Below are 25,405 nucleotides of genomic sequence, written 5' to 3'. Positions count from 1 at the left end.
TTTGCCGGATGCGGCGCAAGCGCCTTATCGGGCCTACAAACTATTACGCATATTCTGTAGGCCCGACAAGTGCAGCGCCATCGGGCATTATTACAGCATTGGCTTGAGGAAACGGGCAGTATGTGACGCTTCACACTCTGCGACCGTCTCCGGCGTCCCGGAAACAAGAATTTCGCCGCCGCCGCTGCCGCCTTCCGGGCCGAGATCGACAATCCAGTCCGCCGTCTTAATGACGTCCAGGTTGTGCTCAATCACCACAATGGTGTTGCCCTGATCGCGCAACTGGTGCAGCACGTCCAGCAGTTGCTGAATATCGGCAAAATGCAGACCGGTGGTCGGTTCATCCAGAATGTACAGCGTCTGCCCGGTGCCGCGTTTCGACAATTCACGCGCCAGCTTCACGCGCTGTGCTTCACCGCCGGAGAGCGTGGTGGCGGACTGACCGAGACGGATGTAGGTCAGACCCACGTCCATCAACGTTTGCAGCTTACGCGCCAGCGCCGGAACGGCGTCAAAAAATTCGCGCGCTTCTTCGATGGTCATATCCAGCACTTCGTGGATAGTCTTGCCCTTGTACTTAATCTCCAGCGTTTCGCGGTTATAGCGCTTGCCCTTGCACTGGTCGCACGGTACGTAAATATCCGGCAGGAAGTGCATTTCAACCTTGATGACGCCGTCGCCCTGACAGGCTTCGCAGCGCCCGCCGCGCACGTTAAAGCTGAAACGTCCCGGCGTATAGCCGCGTGAGCGTGATTCCGGCACGCCAGCGAACAGCTCACGTACGGGCGTAAACACGCCGGTATACGTTGCCGGGTTAGAGCGCGGCGTACGGCCAATCGGACTCTGGTCGATGTCGATGACTTTGTCGAAATGCTCCAGCCCCTGAATATCACGATACGGCGCAGGTTCCGCAATGGTCGCCCCGTTTAACTGGCGCTGGGCAATCGGGAACAGCGTGTCGTTGATAAGCGTGGACTTACCCGACCCGGATACGCCGGTAATACAGGTAAACAGGCCAACCGGCAGCGTCAGGGTGACGTCTTTCAGGTTGTTGCCGCGCGCGCCGGTCAGCTTCAGCACTTTCTCCGGGTTCGCGGGAACGCGCTGTTTCGGCACTTCAATCTTGCGTTTGCCGCTCATGTACTGGCCGGTGAGGGATTCCGGCACCGCCATAATCGCCTCCAGCGGCCCTTCGGCCACGACCTGACCGCCGTGTACGCCAGCGCCGGGGCCGATATCGATCACATGGTCGGCGGCGCGGATGGCGTCTTCGTCATGCTCCACCACAATCACGGTATTGCCGAGATTACGCAGGTGAATCAGCGTTCCCAGCAAACGTTCGTTATCGCGCTGATGGAGACCGATAGACGGTTCATCCAGCACATACATCACGCCTACCAGCCCCGCGCCAATCTGGCTGGCCAGACGGATACGCTGGGCTTCGCCGCCGGACAAGGTCTCTGCCGAACGGGACAGCGTCAGGTAGTTGAGGCCGACGTTTACCAGGAACTTGAGGCGGTCGCCAATCTCCTTGAGGATCTTCTCCGCAATCTTTGCACGCTGGCCTGCGAGCTTGAGATTGTTGAAGAAGTCCATCGCATGGCCGATGCTCATGTCGGAGATCGCAGGCAGCGGAGTATTCTCGACGAAGACATGACGTGCTTCACGGCGCAGACGCGTGCCTTCACAGCTGGCGCACGGACGGTTGCTGATGAATTTAGCTAACTCTTCACGTACCGCGCTGGACTCCGTCTCTTTGTAACGGCGCTCCATGTTGTGCAGCACGCCTTCGAACGGATGGCGACGCACGGAGGTGTCGCCACGATCGTTGATGTATTTGAACTCGATGCTCTCTTTGCCGGAACCGTACAGAACGACTTTATGCACATTCTGACTCAGACTTCCCCACGGCGCTTCCACGTCGAACTTATAGTGTTCCGCCAGCGATTTCAGCATCTGGAAGTAATAGAAGTTACGGCGATCCCAGCCGCGAATCGCGCCGCCAGCCAGAGAAAGTTCCGGGTTCTGGATCACGCGATCGGGATCGAAATATTGCTGTACGCCGAGGCCGTCGCAGGTCGGGCAGGCTCCCGCCGGGTTGTTGAACGAGAACAGACGCGGTTCCAGCTCGCGCATACTGTAGCCGCAAATTGGGCAGGCGAAGTTGGCGGAAAAGAGCAGCTCTTCCGCTTTCGTATCGTCCATATCCGCGACGATCGCGGTGCCACCGGAGAGTTCCAGCGCGGTTTCAAAAGATTCCGCCAGGCGCTGGGACAGATCGCTACGGACTTTGAAACGATCGATCACGACCTCAATGGTGTGTTTCTTTTGCAGCTCCAGCTTCGGCGGATCGGAGAGATCGCAGACCTCGCCATCAATACGGGCGCGGATGTAGCCCTGGCTGGCCAGGTTTTCCAGCGTTTTGGCGTGCTCGCCTTTGCGCTCTTTAATAATGGGCGCCAGCAGCATCAGGCGTTTACCTTCTGGCTGAGACAGCACGTTATCCACCATCTGGCTGACGGTTTGCGCCGCCAGCGGGACGTCATGATCCGGGCAGCGCGGTTCACCCACGCGGGCGAACAGCAGACGCAGATAGTCATGTATTTCGGTAATTGTACCTACCGTAGAGCGCGGGTTATGGGATGTCGATTTCTGCTCAATTGAGATAGCGGGCGACAGCCCCTCAATATGGTCGACATCTGGTTTTTCCATCAAAGACAGAAACTGACGCGCATACGCGGAAAGGGATTCAACGTAGCGACGCTGCCCTTCGGCATACAAGGTGTCAAAAGCGAGCGAGGATTTGCCAGAACCCGAAAGCCCGGTGACGACAATCAGTTTGTCGCGCGGGATGACGAGGTTGATGTTTTTGAGATTATGGGTGCGGGCGCCCCGAACTTCGATCTTATCCATTCACCTTTCCCGGATTAAAACGCTTTTTCCCGGCCGCATGGCGCTACCGGCGATCACAAACGGTTAATTATGACACAACTCAACCTGAATGGATATACAGTATTAGAATGCAAAACACAGGCTACTGTGTAACAATGTCCGCCCAAGGTTGTTTACTGGAATCAGCCTCGCATCGTAGTAAAAACGCTATTGGTAATGCTACAATCGCGCGTTTACACTTATTCAGAAACGTTTTTCAGGAGACTCGATCATGGCCAGCAGAGGCGTAAACAAGGTGATTCTCGTCGGTAATCTGGGCCAGGACCCGGAAGTACGCTACATGCCAAATGGTGGCGCAGTTGCCAACATTACGCTGGCTACTTCCGAATCCTGGCGTGATAAGCAGACCGGTGAGATGAAAGAGCAGACGGAATGGCACCGCGTTGTGCTGTTCGGCAAACTGGCGGAAGTGGCCAGCGAATATCTGCGTAAAGGTTCTCAGGTTTACATTGAAGGTCAGCTGCGTACCCGTAAATGGACCGATCAGTCCGGTCAGGACAAATACACCACTGAAGTGGTGGTCAACGTTGGCGGCACCATGCAGATGCTGGGTGGCCGTCAGGGCGGTGGCGCTCCGGCTGGCGGCAATATGGGCGGCGGTCAGCAGCAGGGTGGTTGGGGTCAGCCTCAGCAACCGCAGGGCGGCAACCAGTTCAGCGGCGGCGCGCAGTCCCGTCCGCAGCAACAATCCGCTCCGGCACCGTCTAACGAACCGCCAATGGATTTCGACGACGACATCCCGTTCTGATGAATTTAAAAAGCTCCCTTCACGGGAGCTTTTTTTTTGGCTGAAATAGCGTGCAATTAAATAGCAGGCTTGTCAGTTTTGTCACCGGACGTAAATATATCTACAGACTTTATGGGTTATTTCCTTTCTTGCTTATGATCAAAAAATACAGGGTATTATTGATTATTATTCCCCCGTTATTTTGGTCAAATGAATGCTGAATCTTGCCAGGTCTTTTCAGGGATATGTGATTGGCCTGTCAGCTAACTTAAGGAAATCATCATGAATAAAGTCATTTTAATGCCCGTTGATATTCTGGCGATGGATCTCTCTGACAAAGCCATTGCCTATGCTGATCATATGGTGAACAAAGAAAACGGCGTGATCCATCTGCTGCATGTGTTCCCTAAACTGGGTACCTCCCCAATGCGTGGTTTTGCCTCAGATATCAGAAAATACGAGGAATACATGACGAATGATGCGCAAGAGAAAATGCTTAACCTTGCGAGAAAATTCAAAACGCCGTTGGAGAATATTCGTTTTGAAGTCCGTCATGGCAATATTCGTGATGAAGTAAATAACGCGGTAGAAGCGCATAACGCCGAGATGATTATCATCGGTTCGCGCAAGCCGGGTATTGCAACGCATTTGCTCGGTTCGGCTGCGGCGAATATTTTGCGATACGCGAAAATTCCGGTGATGGTCATTCGTTAATCTGCCTGCCCGGTGGCGCTTTGCTTACCGGGCCTACAAAACCCCTCTCCCATCGGCAAAAAAAAAGCCTCCGCTACGGGAGGCTTTTTGCTTCGCGGTGAACCGCCGGCTATTTCCGGCGGAATTTACGGGTGAGCGGTTTCTCTATCTCCACAATGCAGAACAGCACTGCGCCGATAGCGAAGGTTATGCCCCAGTAACGCAGCGGCAGCGCTTCTGTGCCAAACAGCATCTGCATGAAAGGCATATAGATAATCGCTAGCTGTAACAGCAACAGAATGCCGCTGACCATCCAGATGCCTTTATTCATCAGCAGCCCGCGTCCCAGCGAGAAACCATCCGAAACCCGGCAGTTGAGCATATATACCCACTGTGCGGTGACCAGCGTCTGCAACAGCACGGTACGGATAAACTCCGGGCTGTGGCCGCGAGGCTGCAACCAGGCTTCCAGCGCAAAGGCGCAGGCCGCAATTAACGTTCCGACAAAACCGACGCGCCAGATAGCAAAGGCATCCATGACGTTCTCATTACTCTGGCGTGGCGGGCGTCGCATGATGTTGCGCTCACCGGCTTCAAATGCCAGCCCGAACGACAGCGTGGCGGAGGTCGCCATGTTCATCCACAGAATCAGTACCGGCGTGAGCGGAATCAGGTTCCCAGCCAACAGGGCAATGATGATCAGCAGACCCTGTGCCAGGTTGGTGGGCATGATGAACAGAATCGTTTTCTTCAGGTTGTCGTAAACGCGACGCCCCTCCTGCACGGCGCTGGCGATGGTGGCGAAGTTGTCGTCCGTCAGTACCATGTCCGCGGCTTCTTTTGTCACTTCCGTGCCTTTGATGCCCATCGCGATGCCGACGTCCGCCTGCTTCAGCGCGGGGGCGTCGTTGACTCCGTCGCCGGTCATACCGACAATCTCGCCTTTGTTTTGCAGCGCCTTCACCAGACGCAGTTTATGTTCAGGGCTGGTGCGGGCAAAGATGTCGTAGGTGACAGCGGCTTCGGCTAATGCCGCATCGTCCATCTGCTCCAGTTCGTAGCCCGTTACCGCGTGGGTGCTGTTATGAATCCCCAGCATGCCGCCGATACTCATGGCCGTTTGCGGGTGATCGCCGGTGATCATCTTCACGCGAATCCCCGCCTGCTGGCAGGCCTGGATTGCGTCAATGGCCTCTGGGCGCGGCGGGTCCATCATACCTGCGATGCCCAGGAAGATCAGACCGTCATTCAGGCACTCATGGGTGAGAGAGGCGGCTTCTGCACGCCCTGGCTTCCAGGCTGCCGCAACCATGCGCAGACCTTCTTTCGCATAGCGCGCGATCTCCGCTTCCCAGTGATTTTGCGTAAAAGCTTCAGTACCGGTAGCAGTCTGCTGTAGCTGGCACAGTTTAAACAACACATCTGGCGCGCCGGTCACCAGTACGCGCTCTTCATTTCCAATGCGATGGTGCGTCGCCATGTATTTGTACTGCGAATCGAACGGGATTTTGCTGCGCAGTTCAGTTTCAATGGCGGGAAGGCGCGCTTTTGCCGCCAGCACTTTTAAGGCTCCTTCCGTTGGCCCGCCGGTGATGCCCCAGTGACCGTTTTCGTCCTGAATCAATTGGCTGTCATTACACAGGTCGATAGTGCGAAGGTAGTTCTCCAGCAGGCTGCCAGGCAGGATCTCTACCGCAGCGTCGCTCTCCTCAGTATGGATCTCGCCCATTGGCTCATAGCTGTTGCCCTGAACGCGGTAATTTTTGTCCGCCGTAATAATGGCTTTTACCGTCATCTCATTCATGGTCAGGGTGCCCGTTTTATCGGAACAGATCACGGACATCGCACCCAGCGTCTCGACCGTCGGCAGCTTGCGGATAATGGCGCGTTTGCGGGCCATCGTCTGTACGCCGAGCGACAGAATAATCGAGATGATCGCGGGTAGCCCTTCCGGTACGGCCGCGACGGCAAGGCTAATCAGAGAAAGCAGCAGTTCGCCCATCGGCATATCGCGCAGCAGCAGACTGAACACAAATAGTCCTGCCATCATGGCGACGATAATGGCGAAAATGGCTTTGCCGAGTTTATCCATCTGAACCAGCAGCGGGGTACGGTGCTTCTCAATACCCGTCATCATCTGGTTGATGTGGCCGAGTTCAGTTTCTTCACCGGTGGCGATAACCACACCCAGCCCGGCGCCTGCGCTGATGGTGGTGCCGGAGAACAGCAGATTTTTACGATCGCCTAACGGCAGTTCGCCGGTAAGGGTGTCGGCTGTTTTATCGACAACGGTGGACTCACCCGTCAGGATGGCCTCTTCAACCCGCAGGTTATGGGCTTCCATAACGCGAAGATCTGCCGGGATGCGATCGCCTGCGCGCAGCACGACGATATCGCCCACCACCAGTTCGGTTGTGGGGACGGTTTCATGTTGACCGTTGCGGATCGCGACCGCTGAGTTCGACAGCATATTGCGGATGCTTTTCAGCGACTTTTCCGCGTTATTTTCCTGAATGTGGCCAATCAGGGCGTTGATAACGGCAACACCCAAAATGACGGCCGTATCCACCCAATGACCCATGACCGCAGTCAGCACCGCCGCAGCGATCAGGACATAAATCAGAACATCGTGGAAATGCGCCAGGAAGCGTAACCATGCCGGTTTGTCTGCTTTTTCTGGCAGCGCGTTAGGCCCATGCTGCGCGAGGCGCGCGCTGGCTTCATTTTGCGTCAGCCCGGAAGGCTGACTCTGCTTTTTTTCAAGTACCTCGTTAACAGATTGCTGGTACGGTTTTTTTTCAACGCATGGCGCAGAATGGAGACGATTTTTATTCGGCATTCTGGTCAATTTAAAATTCCTCGAAGTATAAAATGCATAATGTTTTGAATCGCGATTATACTATTAAAATAAAGAGTCTGAATTATTGACATTAATCAATAGCGTTTCGTTAAAGATTATTTTATCTTTATGGTTAGATAACGCTTGTAGCGTATATTTTCAGTGTTTTGATGGAAGTGTAAATTTAGTAAAGGAGGTAATTATGTTAGGAATATATAGCGGTAGGCGATTGATGTTACTGGTTATTTTTGCAATCATCATCGCGGTAATTAGCGGGATTTCAACCTACGCCTTCGTTAAATATCTGGGTTGAAAAACACTAAATATAGTGTTCCTTACATAACTTTTAAATATTTAAAGTTAATGACAGAGAATAAAAATAAAGGGCATAAGAATATATTTTTGATGAGCAGTCTGACAGGATGAACAGACTGCTCTGGACAGGTAAAAATATGGCTAGCAGACTAACGAATAATACACATTGGTTTTCCTGTCAGCGGTTCAGGGTGAATTTCCGCATCAACCTGAAAGACCTTGCGTAATAATTCTGGTTGCATCACATCAACAGGTTGCCCTTGCGCAATCACATTCCCCTGCGCCAGCACGACAAGATGATCGCAATAGCGACTTGCCTGATTCAGGTCGTGCAGTACCGTCACGACCGTTTTTCCCGCCTGTTTTAGCATCTGCATGAGCGCCATCAACTCCACCTGATGATTAATGTCGAGCCAGGTGGTGGGTTCATCCAGTAATACAATGGGCGTATCCTGCGCTAACACCATCGCCAGAAACACGCGCTGCCGCTGACCGCCGGACAGCTCCGTCAGCCGCCTTTCTGCCAGCGCGTCAGTGTGCGTCTGCGCCATTGCCTGGTTGACATGCTGATGGTCGTCGCGAGAAAGCCGCCCCCACAGCGGCAGCCACGGGCTGCGGCCATAGCTGACCAGTTCCCGCACGGTGATCCCTTCCGGCGTCATGTGCTGTTGCGGCAGTAGCGCCAGGTGACGCGAAAGCGCGCGGGGTGAGAAGGCCGACAGCGGCTTACCCGCAATGTGCAAGGTGCCGGATTGCGGTATGAGCAGGCGGGCAAGGCATTTCAGCAGCGTCGATTTGCCGCAGCCATTAGGCCCCAGTAATGCGGTGATCTGCCCGGCGGGTAGCGTAACCGACAGGCCGTCAAGAATGCGTTTATCACCGTATCCGGCAGTCAGGTTTTCACATCTGATATCCATTTAGCGCATCCTCACAAGCAACCAGATAAACCACGGCGCGCCGATAATGGCGGTGAGCATGCCTGCCGGAAGCTCCGTGGGAGGGTTAATGATCCTTGCCAGCAAATCGGCCAGCGTTAAGACAAATGCGCCGATTAGCGCAGCGCCGGGCAGTAGCCAGTGATGGCGCCCTCCCAGCAGGCGTCGGGTCAGGTGGGGCACGACCAGGCTGACGAAAGCTATCGGCCCGCAAACTGCCACGCTGGTGGCTGCCAGCGCGACGGCGAGGAGCAATCCCAGGCGCTGCGCCCGACTGACCGGGACGCCGAGCGTGCTGGCGCGATCATCGCCCAGCGCCAGCAGATCCAGATCGCGGCAAAACCAGGCGCTGAGTGGAATAAGCGCCAGCATTACCGGCAGCGCCACATACACAAACGACCAGCCGCGTCCCCATAAACTGCCGGTCAGCCACAGCAGCGCGTTGTTAACGTCCTGCGGGCGGGAGAGCATCAGGTAATCCGTCAGGCTGGCCCAGGTTGCCGACAACGCCACGCCGATTAACGCCAGACGTAGGGGGGAGGAGCGACCCGCAATCGCACGCAGCAAGATCAGTGCACAAAGCCCGCCCACAAATGCCAGCAGCGGCAGCCAGACGACCGACAGCGATGGCAGCAGCATGAGTGCGCTTACCGTCGCCAGACTGGCGGCATGGTTCACCCCTAAAATATCCGGCGAGGCCAGCGGATTACGCACGATGCCCTGCACCAGTACACCGGAAATCGCCAGGGCGGCGCCGACGAATATCGCCAGCAGCAGTCGCGGCAGGCGATACTGGGTCAGAACATAGTGGTGCTCGTGACCGGTATGCCAGCCATCGATCAGCGCGGACCAGGGTAGGGGAACCACGCCCAGACGCAATGACAGCAGCGCGGTGATACTCAGCAGGAGCAACGTGATGAGCAGAATAAAGGCTTTCATCCACGCCTCCTTGCCAGCCAGACAAAACACGGCGCGCCAATCAGCGCCAGCACTGCGCCTGCCGGAAGCTCGCCCGGCCAGGCCAGCGCTCGCGCCAGAATATCCGCCAGCAGCATAAACGTTGCGCCCATCAGCAGGCTCATCGGCAGCAACTTACGCTGGTCGTGACCTGACCACGCCCTGGCCAGATGCGGCATTAACAGGCCGATAAACGCCACCGGCCCCGCCACGCTGACGCAGGCGCCGACCAGCACCAGCACGCCGATATTGACGGTAAGCCGCAGCCGAAACAGGTTTACGCCGAGCGTGTGTGCGGCGACATCGCTGACGTTGAGCAGATTAAGGGCGTTCGCCAGCAGCAGCATGACGGGAATAATCACCAGAACAAAAGGAAAGAGCTGCCAGAACTCGGCCCAGCGCACATGGGCAATACCGCCCGCCAGCCATGAAAAAATGCCGTAAGCGTGGTCTTCCGCCAATAACAGCGTGATGCGGGTCAGCGCCATACACAGCGCGGAGAGCGCGATTCCGGCGAGAATCAGTTTGTTGCGGTCGGGCTCCTGTCGCCAGCCGCCGCCAGCCAGCATCACCAGAAGCCAGGCGAGGCCTCCGCCTGCGGCGGCGATAAACGCGATGGAATACCCGCTGAGCAACATGGGGCTGAATGCGCTGGTTAACGCTATTGCCAGTGCCGCACCGCTGTTAATGCCGGTCAGAGAAGGGGAGGCCAGCGGGTTATGGGTCAGGGTTTGCAGCAATGTTCCCGCCAGGGCAAGGCTGGCGCCAATCAGCAATGCCACCAGGCTGCGCGGCAGACGTAAATTACGCACCAACGCCTCCGAAAGCGGAGGCGTTGAAGAAGGAAACAGGGCATGCAGAGCACTGACGGGTGAAATCGGGATCGCCGAGTAGCAGAACAGGCTCAGCCAGAACGCCGCCAGGAGCGCCAGTACGGGCGCTCCCCAAATGATCAATGTCCTCATTGCGTGGTATCAGGCATCTGGTGATGAAAGATTTTCACCGTATCGCCGGCAATGCGTTCCGCAGCGAAAATCCCGCGCATCCGCGCCCAGCTATTGCTATCGACAGCGGCAACCTGGTGGTGTTGCGACGCCTGGAGCATGGACCACAACGTATCCTGCTGCCAGCGTTTAACGATGCTCTCCTGGCGGTAGTGCGCGACAATCAGCCACTGCGGATCGAGCGCCAGTAGCCGCTCCAGATTAATCGTGGTCATTGGCGCAGAGTTGATTGCCTCCGGCACGCGCAGACCCAGCGCGGCGAGCACGCCGCCCGTATATGATTCGCGGCTGTGCAGATTAAACTGCTGTTCGCGTGAGGTGCCGAATACCACGCTGGCCCCTTTCGGCAAGTGGGCGGCAAACGCGCGCATACGTTCCCGATGCAACGTCAGCCGTTTTTGAATTTCGGCATCTTTACCTGATACTTTCCCGATGATCGCAGCGGATTGCAGATTTTCAGCGTACGTTTCATTGCGGGATTTGAGCAACAACACGGGGGCGATCTCTTGCAGCGCGGCGTAAATCCCTGCGTGGCGGCTGCTGTCAGCGATAATCAGGTCAGGCTTTAGCGCGCCGATCGCCTCAAGGCTCGGCTGAGCGCGGGTGCCGACGGACTGCCATTGCCCGATAATCTGGCGCACTTCCGGCAGCAGACGCGTGGGATCGTTGTCATCGGCGATCCCCACCGGACTGACGTTCACCGCCGCCAGCGCATCGGCAAACGACAGTTCCAGTACGACAATCCGTTGCGGCGTTTTATTCAGGGTAAAGGCGCCGTGTTCATCCTGCACCGTCACAGCAAAAACCGGCGCAGCCAGGACGATCAGGCTGAAAAAATAAACGCGAATAAAAGCAAACATAGTCAACTCCGGTTGCCGGATGGCGCTGCGCTTACCTGGCCTACGTCACTCTGTAGGCCGGGTAAGGCATTTACGCCGCCACCCGGCAACAAATGAACAATCAGAACTTCAGTGACCCTTGCAGGTATAGCGTTCGCGGCTGTCCAGCATAGATGCCTTTGTTGTTGTCGTCATACGAGCGGGTGTAATACTCGTGGTCGAAGATATTCTTCACGCCAAACGCCAGGTTCAGGTTGGCCATCTCGGGGCCGAAGTCATACGCCACGCGCGCGCCCCACAGCATGTAACCCGGAATACGCCCGGTGCTGCCGTCCGCGCTCTCTTTCCCGGTATTGGCGTTGTCGGCAAACTGGCTGGACTGGAAATCGCTGTTCAGGTTGAACGTCCAGTTGCCGGGTTTGTAATCCACGCCCAGCGTCCCTTTATGCTTCGGTGAGAACGGTACCTGATTGCCGTAAGTGTCGCCTGTTTCGCGAATTTCGGCGTTAACGTACGCGTAGTTAGCGTAAACGACGACATTTTCCAGCGTGGGCGTCATATCGCCGAGATCGTAACGTACCTGCGTTTCCAGCCCGGTATGACGGGTTTTGCCACGGGCGGTGACCGTATCGTTAGTCTGGTTGGAGTCGTACTGATTATTAAAGTTAATCAGGAACAGCCCCATTTCCGCCGTCAGCGCGCCGTTGTCGAATCGGGTTCCGACTTCCCAGGTTCGCGCTTTTTCCGGTTCCACATTGCCGCTTTGCACAGCCTTGCCAATTTGACTGTACTGTACGGTGCCGAACGAGCCTTCAGTGTTGGCATAAAGATTCCAGCTGTCAGTGAGGTGGTAGAGGACGTTAAGCGCCGGAAGCGGGGCGTTGTAGCTCACCTCTTCGTGCGTACCTTTAACGTTGTTGTCCTGGTAGGATTCAATGTGCTCAAAACGCATACCTGGCGTAATGGTCCAGTTGCCGATATCAATTTTGTCATCGAGATACCAGGCGTGAGCTTCGGTTCCTGAACGCGTATCACGGTCATAAGGGCTGGATGTTGACGGCAACTGACCGCTGGTGGTTGCGGTGTAGTAACGCATTTCATGCGTGGATTCATTGACATAGCGATAGCCTACGCCGACTTCATGCGCAGACGGGCCAATCATAAAACTCTGGCTGTAGCGCGGTTCAATGCCGCGAACCCAGTAGTAGCGCGGTGAGAGCGTAATGCGTTTTCCTTGCTCTAAATAACCGCTGCGCAGGGTGCGGGTGTAGAAACCCTGAATATTGAATTTGTGCTGGCTGTCGGGCTGGTATTGATACCCCAGACTGGCAAGCTGGCGGCGGCCCCAGAAGCTGTCATACGGGCGCGTGGACTGCCAGCGATCGGCGTCGTAGTCGGCGCGGGACAGTCCGCCGGGCATATCGGCGTGACCGTCATAGTATTGCAGCAGGCTATTGAAGGTGTGTACCTCGTCAGGTGCGTATTTGCTTTTCAGCATCACGTCGTCGATACGGGTGTTGCTGTGTTCGCGCCAGTCGCTGCCGCGCGTGCCGGAGTAGAGCAGGGCCGTGCCGAAACCGTTATCCGCCGTTCCGCCTACCATCAGGTTGTGCGTCTCTTTTGGATTGTTTTGCGACGAGGTGGGGCTGAGTTGCCCTTCAACGCCGGCTTCAATACCGAAATCCTGCGGAATCGCGCGGGTCACGAAGTTCACCACACCACCCACGCTTTGCGGCCCATAGCGCACCGCGCCGCCGCCGCGCACCACGTCAACGGCATCCATATTGCCCAGAGAGACCGGCGCGAGCGACAGCTGCGGCTGACCGTATGGCGCAAAAGGTACGGGGATGCCGTCCATCAATACCGTCGAGCGGCTGGCCAGGCGTGGGTTAAGGCCGCGAATACCGAAGTTCATCGCCAGGTCATGGCTGCCGGTGCCGTTGTTTTCCGGGGCGTTGACGCCGGGGATACGGTTCAGCGCTTCGCGCATGGTCGTCGCGCCGGTTTTGGTGAAATCATCCCGACGGATAACGTCACGCGCGCCGGCATGTTCGAACACGTCGTTTTCCCGGGCTTCACCCAGCCAGTCGCCGACTACGGTCAACGAGTCCTCGCTGGCAACCGGGGCGGCTTCCAGCGTCCAGGTGTTATCGCCTAACGATTTTTCCTGTAGGCCGCTCCCCTTTAGCAGCGTGCGCAGGCCATCTTCAAGCGCGTAGTCGCCGTGCAGTCCGTCGCTGTGTTTGCCCCGCGTGAGCGAAGCATCCACTGACATAATAATGCCGCTGCGGGCAGCGTATTGATTAAGTGCTTTGTCTAAGTCTCCGGCGGCAATATCGAACTGCGTGGCAAATGCAGGCAGTGAAGCCAGTCCGGCAAGCGGAAGCAGGCTTAAACGAATCGCCATCACCAGAGGTGCTGTGTTATGAAAGGCCATCACGTCTCCATCATCATTTCTTTATTTGTATTCAGTTATGAAGTCGAACGAGCGGGGCAAAAGGGACAATAAAAATGATAATTTTTTTCGTTATCGTTTAAATGGCGGGAGACAGCGTGACCCAGTAGCGCGTAACAAACTGAATTTTCACAGGAAGCGTTTTCGCGATCGCATTCAGTACGGCATCGGTGTTGCCGAGCGGGAACGTCCCTGTCAGGCGTAATCCGGCAACGGCCGGGTCACAACGCAGTATGCCGTGCCGGTAGCGCGAGAGTGTGGCGATGACGTCGCCCAGAGGTTTGTCGCTGAAACTTAACACGCCCTGCGTCCAGCTTGCAGACTCGTCATTCAATGATGCGACGTCGCCAAACTGCGAGGCGCTGAAGCGCACCGTTTCACCTTGCTGAATAACCCGTTTTTGTTGCGGATCTCCGGCGAGAATCGCTTCGACTGCATGTTGGCGGACGCTAAGGACGGTTTCATCGCCGTCCTGGCGCACGGTAAATTCCGTACCCAATGCGGTGAGCTGGCCCTGGCGCGTCTGTACACGAAACGGGCGTTGCAGCGCGTCTTTACCGGTGGTAATGGCGATCTCGCCGTACCAGAGCTGGATCTGGCGCTGGCTACCGTCAAATCGCACGTTAACCGCGCTGTCGGTATTCAGCGAAAGCAACGTGCCATCCTCCAGCGTCTGCTGGCGAGTCTGCCCCCGGGCGGTACGATAATCAGCACGCAGGCCTTCGCCCAACTCCGATCGCCAGAGCTGCCAGCTGCCGCCCGCGCAGACCAGCAACAGCAACCCTTTCAGTACGTGGCGGCGCGTCAGGCGGCTGTCTTTCAGCGTGTGGCTGGCGAGTTTGCCGGGGACGCTGCTCATCTGGCAGCGCAGGTTTTCGACCTGCTGCCAGGCCCATTGATTATCCTGATCTTGTTCATACCACTGCTGCCAGCGCGCTTCCTGCTGGGGGCTTACGCGCTCCCCGCTTAAAACGGCATACCAGTGTGAGGCTGAACGTAGCGCCTGGCGGCGGGCATCGGTGAGGGAGGTTTTCACAGGTCATGCTCCAGGCGGAACAGCAGGCAGTGTTCCGTGGCTTTCGCGACGTACTTTTTCACCGAGCTGACGGAAACATTCAGACGTTGCGCGATGGCGCTGTAGGTCAGCCCGTCAAGCTGAGAAAGCAGGAAGGCCGTTCTCGCTTTGGCGCTCAACCCGTCCAGCATCCTGTCGACAAGTTGCAGCGTTTCGAGATGCGACTGCTTTTCTTCAGCGGAAGGCGCCAGCGTTTCGGGTAACTGCGCAAGCATCTCCAGATACGCTTTTTCCAGCGCATTGCGGCGGAAAAGGTCGATCATCACCCGTTTGGCGACGGTGCAGAGAAACGACTTTGGGTCGCGAATCGCCGTCAGAGATTCACCGTTAATAATACGCAGGAAGGTGTCCTGGGCGACGTCGTCGGCGTCGAACGCCGACTGTAACTTTCGCGCCAGCCAGTGCGTCAGCCAGCCGTGATGCGCGCGATACAGCGATTCAAACGTTAAAGGAGCGCACTGAACTGGAGTCGGCATAGCGGAAAAGTATCAAAAGTTAATCATCACGGCGGGGATGTTAATATGAGAATAGTTCTCATTACAATAAATGATACGGCGATTTTAGCGGGAGAAAGGTTAACTGGCTGTTTTTGAGAGAATAAAAAAGCCTCCGGGCGGAGGCTTATATCAGCATCAGGTCAACACCATCGGCCACTCTGGCGGGGTATGGCTCATGGCTTCCACCATCACGGCTTCGATATTGTTCCAGATTGCGGAGACATCCATCAGAGTGATGCCGAGTAACCCGGTTGCAAACCAGCAGGCCGATACGACGCCAAGGCCGCTACTGATCACCGCGAGTCCGATATAGTCGGATTTACGAAAGCGAATATTGAGCGTGCTGGCTAAAAACATGAGCACAGCGCTCAGCAGTTGCCAGCGGAGAAGAACCACGCCAGTGGTTATGGTAGCCATGAAACATTTCCTCTGAGAATAGCAGGTGCCCTGGACAGCGCGGCGTTGCTCACGGAAGGCGTGGTACACTCTGGCTATCGACGGGCATGACATCGACACTGAATGAAACAACGTTTCTGTTTCATTATTTTTGTGAACTATATCACAATAAATTGTTTGTTAGCCAGTGCAGGGCACCCTTTTTTGTGCGCTTTATAACCACAAATTAAATATGGGTATCTGAAGGGGGCTATACCGGAAGATTATGGGACTGGTTATTGAAGATGTATTTTTATTACCATTTTATTAGCGCCGGAAAATTAACCAGCCTGGAAATTTAACTTAATTTTTCTGCATTAATCGGAAAAAACCCTGGAAAATTCTTACTCCTTTTGGATTAGAATATTCCCTAATAAAAATAAGCATAACTTTAAGTTTGCCTTACGGGAAAATATTATCGTCATCCGTCAATATCAGACTTTTACCAGGAAAAGTCTGTTGCTAATGTCGCTTAATTCATGCAACGTAATCACCTGTTTGTTATAGCATCCGCCTTGATGATGACAGGCACAGACAATTCAGGGATACAGGGCCGAAATGAATCATAGCGCGCAACGAAAGTTGCTGAGATTCCTTGGAACAATCATGGTGGTATTACTCCCCGTGATGCTGGCGCTATGGTTTGCCCACATGCGGGCGGTGTCTGAAACCCGTAATCAACTGCACTCTTTTGCCGAGCTGGCATTAGAAAAAACGGAACTGGTTGTCCAGCAGGTGGAGCTGGCCCGCGACGCGATACAGCAGTATCAGGGAAAAGCCTGTACTCCTGCGCATCAAAAACGAATGCAGGATATTATTCGTGGTCGTCTGTATATCAGCGAGTTAATTTATGCGCAAGACGATCATTTTTTATGCTCTACGGTAATGGCGCCTGCCAGTCCTTATATTATCCCTGCCGCAGATTATAAACGAGAACCAGACGTTTCTATTTATTACTATCGTGATACGCCATTCTTTGCTGGCTACAAAATGACGTATATGCAAAGAGGGCACTATGTCGCGGTAATAAACCCGTTGTCTTACAGCGAGGTGATGTCAGACGATCCGACTCTGGCCTGGGGCGTATATGACACGGTGACGAACTCCTTTTTCTCCGTGAGCGAACAGGCAAACGTCGAGCAATTATTACCGTTACTGCACCGTGATGAATCTACCTTTCAGCAAAATAATCGCTTCTATACCATTGCCCATTCAGAAAAACGTCCGATCGCGATAATTGTTTCCACTGATAACGCGCGTTTCTATCAGAACCTGTACCATCAGGCGACGTTAACGCTGCCGTTAGGCATTATCTGTAGCATCATTGTGTTATTGATGTGGTCGCGTACGCGCGAGGAATATCATTCACCGCGCCGTTTGTTGCAGCGAGCGATCGATAAACGTCAACTGCGTCTTTATTATCAGCCCATTATTGATATTCAAAATGAAAAATGCGTGGGGGCGGAGGCGCTATTGCGCTGGCCTGGTTTTGAAGGGCAGGTGATGAGCCCGGCAGAGTTTATCCCGCTGGCTGAAAAAGAGGGGATGATTGCGCAGATTACCGATTACGTGGTGGAAGAAGTATTCAACGATCTGGGACATTTTCTCGCCTCGCAACCTCATCTTTATATCTCTATTAATCTCTCTGCTTCTGATTTCCACTCCTCCCGGCTTATCGCATTAATTGCGGAGAAAGCCCGTCAGCATTCCGTTCTTGCGCAACAAATTAAGGTGGAAGTGACGGAGCGCGGCTTTATTGACGTGCCGAAAACCACGCCGGTTATTCAGGCATTTCGTCAGGCGGGTTTTGAAGTGGCGATTGATGATTTTGGAACAGGGTATTCAAACCTGCACAACCTGTATTCATTGAATGTTGATATTCTGAAGATTGATAAATCCTTTATCGACACGCTGACCACCAATAGCACCAGCCATCTGATCGCGGAACATATCATCGAAATGGCGCAAAGCTTACACCTGAAGGCCATTGCCGAAGGTGTGGAAACGGCAGATCAGGTGAACTGGCTGTTCAAGCGCGGCGTTCAGTATTGTCAGGGATGGTATTTTGCGAAGGCGATGCCGCCGCAGGCGTTTATTCAGTGGCTGCAACAGTCGCCCGCACTCCTGATGCAGCGCGGGCAGTAAGGTTACAGACGATGACGGTAGTCGCTGGGCGTGCGGTCAAACTCGCGGCGGAAGACGCGCGAAAATGTCTGTTGCGACACATATCCCAGATCCATCGCGATATCAAAAATGGGGCGCTCGGTCGTTCGTAGCTCTACGGCGGCCAGCAGGAGTCGGCGCTGACGAATATAGTCGCCCAGCGTCTGATGCATCACCGTGCGGAACATCCGCTGTAAATACCACTTCGAGTAACCTGATTTTTTTGCGACCACATCAATGTTCAGCGGTTGGTCGATATGTTCATCAATCCATTCAATAAGGGTCTGAATTATCTGCTGATGGGACATATTGCTGCCTCTTTCTCAGTGTTCGATTCGTCGTTTTGTCTGCGGGCGAGTATAATTCCTCAAGTTAACTTGAGGTAAAGCGATTTATGGAAAAGAAATTACCGCGTATAAAGTCCCTGCTTACGCCGGGTGAGGTGGCGAAACGTAGCGGTGTGGCGGTATCGGCGCTGCACTTTTATGAGAGCAAAGGGCTTATCAGCAGTGTCCGTAATGGCGGCAATCAGCGGCGATATAAGCGCGATGTGCTGCGCTATGTGGCGATCATCAAGATTGCTCAACGTATTGGCATTCCGCTGGCGACCATTGGAGAAGCGTTTGGCGTATTGCCTGAGGGGCATACGCTGAGCGCAAAGGAGTGGAAGCAGCTTTCTTCGCAATGGCGCGAGGAGCTGGACAGACGTATTCATACTCTGGTGGCGTTGCGTGATGAGCTGGACGGCTGCATCGGCTGCGGCTGTTTGTCGCGTAGCGATTGCCCGCTGCGCAACCCAGGCGATCAGCTCGGCACGCAGGGAACAGGGGCGCGATTGCTGGAAGATGATTAAATGTCGTTTCGCCGGGACGCGCGTAGGCCGGATAAGCGAGCGCCATATTGCTGCGCATAAAACTAAAGCGCCGCAAGGGCGCTTTAGTTTGTTTCCGGTCTTTGTCTTTCGCTCTATCCCGTTGGTTCACGGGAGGGTTTCCCCCGACATCAACACCCCTCAGTCGAGCACGTGGTGGAGGTTCCGGTTTGTGTTGATACTGTAATTGTATGCCATGCCCGCCCGTTTGCCAGTGTATTGTCTGTTTTTTAGCCGAAATTTTTACGCCATCTCTCGCTCTTTTCTATAGTTAATTTGAATGAAAAACAGGAGACAGCCATGCTGACGGTGCATCATTTGAATCAATCTCGTTCCCAGCGCGTGCTCTGGGCGCTGGAGGAGCTGTCGCTGCCCTACCAGATTGTTCGCTACCAGCGTGAAAAAACCATGCTTGCGCCACCGGCGCTGAAAAAAATCCACCCGCTTGGAAAATCGCCCGTTATTGAGGATAACGGTGAGATCCTCGCCGAATCCGGCGCCATCCTGGAGTATTTGCAGGAAACCTATGACCACGCAGGGCAGTTTAAACCTGCCGATGCCCGGCAAAAACGGCAGTATCGGTTCTGGCTGCATTATGCGGAAGGCTCGTTAATGCCAATGCTGTTAATGAAACTGGTGTTTGTCAGCCTGGGTAAACCGCCGGTGCCATTTGGGTTACGCACGCTGGGCGGCATTCTGGGGCAGGGCGTGCAAAAAGCGTATCTCAACCCGCAACTGGAGACGCATGCGCGCTACATTGATGCGCATCTTGCCGCGCAGCCCTGGTTTGCCGGGGAACATATCAGCATGGCGGATATCCAGATGAGTTTTCCTCTGTTTGCGTTACTGAGCCGAGGCGGAATTAACGACCTGACGCACATTAGCGCCTGGAAGAAGCGCGTAGAGATGCGCCCGGCGTGGCAAAGGGCTATCCAGCAAGGCGGTCCTTTTGAGATCCCTGGCGGGTAGACGGATGTGTCAGTCGTCCGCCCGAGAAAAAATGTTATCAGATTGCGCATTGACGATAACGTTTGCGCATCGACTGGCGATTTATTGAGCGTGATGAAAAGAAATAAGCAAAAAGCCGCAAAGTTTAGTTGAAAAGCCCCGTATTATCGCTGGATAATCGTTTGCTTTTTTTACTACCCGTTTTGTATGCGCGGAGTTAAACGTTTGCTTTTTTGCGACACCCCTTATTGTTGCAAACGTAGCACAAGGAGATGACGTTTCGCTGGCAGTGGATTGTCCACCACGCATACTCGACGAAAAATAAACTCTCAGGGGATGTTTTCTATGTCTACGCCTTCAGCGCGTACCGGCGGTTCACTCGACGCCTGGTTTAAAATTTCACACCGTGGAAGCACCGTCCGTCAGGAAGTGGTTGCCGGATTAACGACTTTCCTGGCGATGGTCTACTCCGTTATCGTGGTTCCGGGGATGCTGGGTAAAGCCGGATTCCCGCCTGCCGCCGTATTTGTGGCGACCTGCCTGGTGGCTGGCGTCGGTTCTATTGTTATGGGGCTGTGGGCGAACCTGCCGTTGGCTATCGGTTGCGCCATCTCGTTGACCGCCTTCACCGCGTTTAGCCTGGTGCTGGGTCAGCACATTAGCGTTCCGGTTGCGCTGGGTGCGGTATTCCTGATGGGCGTGCTGTTTACCATCATCTCGGCGACCGGTATCCGTAGCTGGATCCTGCGCAACCTGCCGCATGGCGTGGCGCACGGCACCGGCATTGGTATCGGCCTGTTCCTGTTGCTGATCGCCGCGAATGGCGTGGGTCTGGTGATTAAGAACCCGCTGGACGGTCTGCCGGTCGCGCTGGGTAACTTTGATTCTTTCCCGGTTATCATGTCGCTGATTGGTCTGGCGGTCATTATCGGCCTGGAAAAACTGAAGGTGCCGGGTGGCATTCTGCTGACCATTATTGGTATTTCGGTTGTGGGTTTGATCTTCGATCCATCCGTCCATTTCTCCGGCTTTTTTGCTATGCCGTCTTTAAGTGATGAACACGGCAACTCGCTGATTGGCAGCCTGGATATTATGGGCGCGCTGAACCCGATCGTCCTGCCGAGCGTGCTGGCGCTGGTGATGACCGCTGTTTTCGACGCCACCGGCACGATTCGCGCGGTCGCTGGCCAGGCGAACCTGCTGGATAAAGACGGGCAGATTATTGATGGCGGCAAAGCGCTGACCACCGACTCCCTGAGCAGCGTGTTCTCTGGTCTGGTTGGCGCAGCGCCTGCGGCGGTATACATTGAATCGGCGGCGGGTACGGCGGCAGGCGGTAAAACGGGTCTGACGGCGATCACCGTCGGCGTCCTGTTCCTGCTGATCCTGTTCCTCTCTCCGCTCTCTTATCTGGTTCCGGTCTACGCGACCGCGCCCGCGCTGATGTACGTCGGCCTGCTGATGCTGAGCAACGTGGCGAAAATCGACTTCGCTGACTTTGTGGATGCGATGGCGGGTCTGATCACGGCGGTGTTTATCGTCCTGACCTGCAACATCGTAACCGGCATTATGATTGGTTTTGCTACGCTGGTGATCGGCCGCATTGTGTCGGGCGAATGGCGTAAGCTGAACGTCGGCACCGTGGTGATTGCCGTAGCGCTGGTCGCCTTCTATGCGGGCGGCTGGGCTATCTGATTCCTGGCGTCCTCTAAAAACGGGTGGCTTTTGCCGCCCGTTTTTATTTTCAGGACACATCCCGTTGTCTTTTGCGTTACTCTGAGGAAGATAGAATTGAGGCACGACGCCTCACGTTTTAAAACATAAGAAATATCGCAAACAGGGAACGCATGGAAATCTTCTTCACAATACTCATCATGACCCTTGTGGTCTCGCTGTCGGGGGTATTTACTCGTGTATTGCCCTTCCAGCTTCCTTTACCCCTCATGCAAATCGCCATTGGCGCGCTGCTGGCATGGCCGACGTTTGGTTTGCATGTGGAATTTGACCCTGAACTGTTCCTGGTGCTGTTTATTCCGCCGCTGTTGTTCGCTGACGGCTGGAAAACGCCGACCCGGGAGTTTCTCGAACATGGGCGAGAGATTTTCGGTCTGGCGCTGGCGCTGGTGCTGGTCACGGTGGTCGGAATTGGCTTTATGATTTACTGGCTGGTGCCGGGCATTCCGCTGATACCGGCCTTCGCGCTGGCTGCCGTGCTGTCGCCGACCGATGCGGTTGCGCTTTCCGGCATTGTCGGCGAGGGGCGCATTCCGAAGAAAATTATGGGCATCCTGCAAGGCGAGGCGTTGATGAACGACGCGTCCGGCCTGGTGTCGTTGAAATTTGCCGTCGCTGTGGCGATGGGGACGATGGTGTTTACCGTCGGCGGGGCGACGGTGGAGTTCTTCAAAGTCGCAGTGGGCGGTATTCTGGCGGGCTTTGTCGTCAGTTGGTTATACGGTCGCTCCCTGCGTTTCCTGAGCCGTTGGGGCGGGGATGAGCCAGCGACGCAAATCGTCCTGCTGTTCCTGCTGCCGTTCGCCTCCTACCTGATTGCGGAACATATCGGCGTATCCGGCATTCTTGCCGCTGTGGCGGCCGGGATGACCATCACCCGTTCCGGCGTTATGCGCCGCGCGCCGCTGGCGATGCGTCTGCGCGCCAACAGCACCTGGGCGATGCTGGAGTTTGTCTTTAACGGCATGGTCTTTCTGCTGTTGGGTCTGCAACTGCCAGGGATTCTGGAGTCGTCGCTGGTGGCGGCGGAAGCCGATCCCAACGTTGAAACCTGGATGCTGTTCACCGATATCGTGCTGATTTATGCCGCGCTGATGCTGGTGCGCTTTGGCTGGCTGTGGACGATGAAGAACTTCAGTAATCGCTTCCTGAAGAAAAAGCCGATGGAGTTTGGCGCCTGGACGATGCGTGAAATCCTCATCGCCTCCTTTGCGGGGGTTCGCGGGGCGATTACGCTGGCCGGTGTGCTCTCTATCCCGCTATTGTTGCCGGATGGTAACGGCTTCCCGGCGCGCTATGAGCTGGTATTCCTTGCGGCGGGCGTGATTTTGTTCTCGCTGTTTGTGGGGGTCGTGATGCTGCCGATTCTGCTGCAACATCTGGAAGTGGGCGATCACTCACAGCAGCAGAAAGAGGAGCGAATCGCCCGCGCCGCCACGGCGGAAGTGGCGATTGTCGCGATTCAGAAGATGGAAGAGCGTCTGGCGGCGGATACCGAAGAGAACATTGATAACCAGTTGCTCACCGAGGTCAGCTCCCGTGTGATTGGTAACCTGCGTCGCCGCGCCGATGGGCGTAACGATGTGGAAAGCTCAATGCAGGAAGAGAACCTTGAACGGCGCTTCCGCCTGGCGGCGCTACGCTCGGAACGTGCAGAGTTGTACCACCTGCGCGCGACGCGTGAGATCAGTAACGAAACCCTGCAAAAACTGCTGCATGACCTGGATTTGCTGGAAGCATTGTTGATCGAAAATCAGTAAGCACCCGTATCGCCCGGTGGCGCTTTGCTTACCGGGCCTACAAAATGCATTCCCGTAGGCCGGATAAGGCGCTTGCGCCGCCATCCGGCGAGCGAGGTGTTATTCCTGCGTTAACCAGAACCCTTCGCAACACGTCAACCACGCCCTGGCGCTGTGGGACAAATAAACGCCTTCGCGCCAGATCATGCCCAACTGCCAGCGTAAATCACTCTCCAGCGGGAGCCAACGCAGGGTTTGTTTATCCAGCCGTTGGCAAATCGGCTCCGGCAAAATCGCAATTCCGACGCCGGCCTGCACCATAGCGGCCAGGAAATCCCACTGACCGCTGCGTACCGCAATACGCGGCTTCACATCATGCTGCTTAAAAAGCCGCATCAACTGGCGATTCAACGCAAAATCTTCGTTGTAGATAAGCAGAGGATGCTCCGCCAGCGCTTCGGGGGAAATCGACTCGCACGCCATCCACTTACCGGAACGCGGCACCAGCACGCATAGCGGGTGGCTGAACAGCGGCAAGGTCGTCAGTCCGCTCTCTTCCTCCACCGGCAGCGCGGTCATCGCCACATCCAGCTCGCCGTTCATTACCGCCTGCTGTACCGTCAAACCGCCGAATTCTGCAATCTTCAGTTCCACACCCGGATAACGCTGGCGAAACAGGCTAATCGGCCCGGCCATCAGCATGCCGACCATCGGCGGGATGCCAAGCCGCAGTAGCCCTTTATTGAGATGGTTAATATCGCCCAGCTCCGCTTCCAGCTGGCGAAATTCAGCAAGGATCGCCAGGCCGCGCTCGAACACCACGCGCCCGGTATCCGTCAGCAGCAGACGTCGCCCATCGCGGATCAGCAGCGTGCAATTAAGCTCATCTTCCAGATTCTTCAGCATCTTGCTGATGGTGGGCTGAGTGACAAATAACTTCTCCGCTGCGCGGGTGAAACTCTGCTGGCGCACCACCTCGACAAAATAACGCAGCGTTCTGATATCCATGATTATTCCTTAAGACTATGCCTGCAATGAGTTTAATTCATTTCAGTAGCGGACGGGCGCTCTCTATACTGGCGTTCCGTTTTATTTTTCAGGACATTCCCTCATGGCTGTGGCGATAAGCCGCGTTACGCCTGCTGTTATGCAACGACTCCAGATACCGGTTCAGGTACTGCTGTATGCAGGTTTATTTATTTTTGCTCAATATCTTGTTTCATGGCTGCATCTGCCGCTTCCCGCCAATCTGGTTGGGATGGCGTTGATGCTGGCGCTGATTGTCTGTCGGGTGATCCCGCTTAACTGGGTTCGTGCGGGCGCACGCTGGCTGCTGGCGGAAATGCTGCTGTTCTTTGTCCCCGCCGTGGTGGCGGTCGTTAACTATGCGCAACTGCTGTTGATGGACGGCTGGCGCATCTTCGCCGTGATTGCGATCAGCACGCTGATGGTGCTTGGCGCAACCGCATGGGTGGTGGATAACGTGTACCGCTATGAGATGAGCAGGGTAAACCGTGAGTAATTTTCAGCTAAGCGTACTGTGCCTGGTCATCACGCTGGGGATCTATTTCGTCAATAAGCGGCTGTACCGTCGCTTTCGTAAGCTGCCGTTGATGCCGTTGGTGCTCACGCCCGCGCTGTTGGTATTGATACTGGTGTTTGGCCATATCTCCTGGCAGAACTACATTGGCGAATCGCACTGGTTGCTGTGGTTGTTAGGCCCGGCGACCATCGCGTTTGCCGTTCCGGTTTACGATAATCTCGCCATCATTAAACGCCACTGGATGTCGCTGACGGCGGGCGTGGTAACGGCAACCGTGGTGGCGGTCACCAGTTCCGTCTGGCTGGCGCGCCTGTTTACGCTGCCGGATGAGATTCAGCGCAGCCTGGCCGTGCGTTCCGTCACCACGCCATTTGCGCTGGCGGCGGCAGAGCCGCTGGGTGGTCAGCCGGATTTAGTGGCGCTCTTTGTGGTGGTGACCGGCGTGTTCGGGATGGCGGTTGGCGATGCGCTGTTTTTGCGCCTGTCTATTCGTGAAGGAATGGCGAAAGGCGCCGGGTTTGGCGCGGCATCACATGGGGCCGGTACGGCGCGTTCGTATGAACTGGGTCAACAGGAGGGCGTCGTCGCCAGTCTGGTGATGATGCTGTCCGGTGTGATGATGGTGCTGGCGGCGCCGCTGGTCGCAAAAGTGATGTTCTGATGTTGTCCTCCGACCCGGGGGCC

General features: G+C 55.4%; 21 protein-coding genes. 9 read left to right on the top strand and 12 right to left on the bottom strand.

Annotated features, from left to right (window positions below):
* Nucleotides 1-90: 90 nt before the first annotated feature.
* The gene (uvrA, locus tag OGY62_RS20770) at nucleotides 91-2,913 is read right to left on the bottom strand and encodes an excinuclease ABC subunit UvrA (protein WP_012134614.1); all 2,823 of its coding nucleotides are present in this window, start codon (nucleotides 2,911-2,913) and stop codon (nucleotides 91-93) included.
* 250 nt (nucleotides 2,914-3,163) lie between these two features.
* Here uvrA and ssb1 point away from each other — a divergent pair, with 250 nt between their 5' ends.
* Nucleotides 3,164-3,700 (top strand): single-stranded DNA-binding protein SSB1, encoded by a 537-nt coding sequence (gene ssb1 / locus OGY62_RS20765; RefSeq protein ID WP_047459655.1) that lies wholly within the window; start codon nucleotides 3,164-3,166, stop codon nucleotides 3,698-3,700.
* 261 nt (nucleotides 3,701-3,961) lie between these two features.
* Nucleotides 3,962-4,393, top strand: coding sequence for a universal stress protein (locus tag OGY62_RS20760; protein ID WP_275376297.1), 432 nt, complete (start codon nucleotides 3,962-3,964; stop codon nucleotides 4,391-4,393).
* Nucleotides 4,394-4,502: 109 nt separating this feature from the next.
* Here OGY62_RS20760 and OGY62_RS20755 read toward each other — a convergent pair whose 3' ends face one another.
* The 9 genes from OGY62_RS20755 to OGY62_RS20715 all read right to left on the bottom strand — a co-directional run bounded on the left by OGY62_RS20755 (nucleotide 4,503) and on the right by OGY62_RS20715 (nucleotide 15,705).
* Nucleotides 4,503-7,220 (bottom strand): cation-transporting P-type ATPase, encoded by a 2,718-nt coding sequence (locus OGY62_RS20755; RefSeq protein WP_427031734.1) that lies wholly within the window; start codon nucleotides 7,218-7,220, stop codon nucleotides 4,503-4,505.
* Nucleotides 7,221-7,675: 455 nt separating this feature from the next.
* Entirely contained in the window at nucleotides 7,676-8,443 is a 768-nt protein-coding gene (gene fecE / locus OGY62_RS20750) for a Fe(3+) dicitrate ABC transporter ATP-binding protein FecE (protein WP_286460480.1), read from the bottom strand.
* Nucleotides 8,444-9,400 (bottom strand): Fe(3+) dicitrate ABC transporter permease subunit FecD, encoded by a 957-nt coding sequence (gene fecD / locus OGY62_RS20745; RefSeq protein WP_130028466.1) that lies wholly within the window; start codon nucleotides 9,398-9,400, stop codon nucleotides 8,444-8,446.
* Complete coding sequence (gene fecC, locus OGY62_RS20740; RefSeq protein ID WP_114848701.1) at nucleotides 9,397-10,383, bottom strand: iron-dicitrate ABC transporter permease FecC; 987 nt, start codon at nucleotides 10,381-10,383, stop codon at nucleotides 9,397-9,399. The genes fecD and fecC overlap by 4 nt, the downstream gene beginning before the upstream one ends.
* On the bottom strand, nucleotides 10,380-11,282 hold the full coding sequence (locus OGY62_RS20735; RefSeq protein WP_286460479.1) for a Fe(3+) dicitrate ABC transporter substrate-binding protein FecB: 903 nt from the start codon (nucleotides 11,280-11,282) through the stop codon (nucleotides 10,380-10,382). Before OGY62_RS20735 ends, fecC begins: the two co-directional genes overlap by 4 nt.
* Nucleotides 11,283-11,382: 100 nt before the next feature.
* A complete protein-coding gene (fecA, locus tag OGY62_RS20730; RefSeq protein WP_286460478.1) occupies nucleotides 11,383-13,698 on the bottom strand; it encodes a TonB-dependent Fe(3+) dicitrate receptor FecA in 2,316 nt (771 codons plus the stop codon).
* Between the two features lie 97 nt (nucleotides 13,699-13,795).
* Nucleotides 13,796-14,752: a ferric citrate uptake sigma factor regulator FecR gene (gene fecR, locus OGY62_RS20725; protein WP_012134603.1), complete on the bottom strand. Its 957-nt coding sequence runs from the start codon at nucleotides 14,750-14,752 to the stop codon at nucleotides 13,796-13,798.
* The gene (gene fecI, locus OGY62_RS20720) at nucleotides 14,749-15,267 is read right to left on the bottom strand and encodes a ferric citrate uptake sigma factor FecI (protein WP_134769878.1); all 519 of its coding nucleotides are present in this window, start codon (nucleotides 15,265-15,267) and stop codon (nucleotides 14,749-14,751) included. Before fecI ends, fecR begins: the two co-directional genes overlap by 4 nt.
* A 156-nt stretch (nucleotides 15,268-15,423) precedes the next feature.
* The gene (locus OGY62_RS20715) at nucleotides 15,424-15,705 is read right to left on the bottom strand and encodes a YjcB family protein (protein ID WP_012134601.1); all 282 of its coding nucleotides are present in this window, start codon (nucleotides 15,703-15,705) and stop codon (nucleotides 15,424-15,426) included.
* Nucleotides 15,706-16,281: 576 nt separating this feature from the next.
* Here OGY62_RS20715 and pdeC point away from each other — a divergent pair.
* Nucleotides 16,282-17,868, top strand: a complete 1,587-nt coding sequence (gene pdeC / locus OGY62_RS20710) for a cyclic di-3',5'-guanosine monophosphate phosphodiesterase PdeC (RefSeq protein WP_012134600.1) — start codon at nucleotides 16,282-16,284, stop codon at nucleotides 17,866-17,868.
* A 2-nt stretch (nucleotides 17,869-17,870) separates the two neighbouring features.
* Here pdeC and soxS read toward each other — a convergent pair whose 3' ends face one another.
* Nucleotides 17,871-18,194, bottom strand: a complete 324-nt coding sequence (gene soxS / locus OGY62_RS20705; RefSeq protein ID WP_012134599.1) for a superoxide response transcriptional regulator SoxS — start codon at nucleotides 18,192-18,194, stop codon at nucleotides 17,871-17,873.
* A gap of 86 nt (nucleotides 18,195-18,280) precedes the next feature.
* Between soxS and soxR the strand changes: the two genes are divergently transcribed.
* The 4 genes from soxR to OGY62_RS20685 all read left to right on the top strand — a co-directional run bounded on the left by soxR (nucleotide 18,281) and on the right by OGY62_RS20685 (nucleotide 23,199).
* The gene (gene soxR / locus OGY62_RS20700; RefSeq protein WP_049011570.1) at nucleotides 18,281-18,739 is read left to right on the top strand and encodes a redox-sensitive transcriptional activator SoxR; all 459 of its coding nucleotides are present in this window, start codon (nucleotides 18,281-18,283) and stop codon (nucleotides 18,737-18,739) included.
* 318 nt (nucleotides 18,740-19,057) lie between these two features.
* Nucleotides 19,058-19,726, top strand: coding sequence for a glutathione S-transferase family protein (locus tag OGY62_RS20695; protein WP_012134597.1), 669 nt, complete (start codon nucleotides 19,058-19,060; stop codon nucleotides 19,724-19,726).
* A gap of 324 nt (nucleotides 19,727-20,050) precedes the next feature.
* Nucleotides 20,051-21,400: a guanine/hypoxanthine transporter GhxP gene (gene ghxP, locus OGY62_RS20690; protein ID WP_024130830.1), complete on the top strand. Its 1,350-nt coding sequence runs from the start codon at nucleotides 20,051-20,053 to the stop codon at nucleotides 21,398-21,400.
* Between the two features lie 152 nt (nucleotides 21,401-21,552).
* A complete protein-coding gene (locus OGY62_RS20685; RefSeq protein WP_049011571.1) occupies nucleotides 21,553-23,199 on the top strand; it encodes a Na+/H+ antiporter in 1,647 nt (548 codons plus the stop codon).
* Nucleotides 23,200-23,298: 99 nt separating this feature from the next.
* Here OGY62_RS20685 and OGY62_RS20680 read toward each other — a convergent pair whose 3' ends face one another.
* Nucleotides 23,299-24,186, bottom strand: coding sequence for a LysR family transcriptional regulator (locus OGY62_RS20680; RefSeq protein WP_012134592.1), 888 nt, complete (start codon nucleotides 24,184-24,186; stop codon nucleotides 23,299-23,301).
* A 103-nt stretch (nucleotides 24,187-24,289) separates the two neighbouring features.
* Between OGY62_RS20680 and OGY62_RS20675 the strand changes: the two genes are divergently transcribed.
* Nucleotides 24,290-24,700 carry a CidA/LrgA family protein gene (locus OGY62_RS20675; protein WP_058668419.1) on the top strand — a complete coding sequence of 137 codons (411 nt, stop codon included), beginning with the start codon at nucleotides 24,290-24,292 and terminating at the stop codon, nucleotides 24,698-24,700.
* Nucleotides 24,693-25,382, top strand: coding sequence for an LrgB family protein (locus OGY62_RS20670; RefSeq protein WP_012134590.1), 690 nt, complete (start codon nucleotides 24,693-24,695; stop codon nucleotides 25,380-25,382). Before OGY62_RS20675 ends, OGY62_RS20670 begins: the two co-directional genes overlap by 8 nt.
* The last annotated feature ends 23 nt before the right edge of the window (nucleotides 25,383-25,405 follow it).

Source organism: Citrobacter sp. CK198 (assembly GCF_030333295.1).
Lineage (GTDB): Bacteria > Pseudomonadota > Gammaproteobacteria > Enterobacterales > Enterobacteriaceae > Citrobacter_B > Citrobacter_B koseri.
This window is presented reverse-complemented; position numbering and strand designations above follow the sequence as displayed.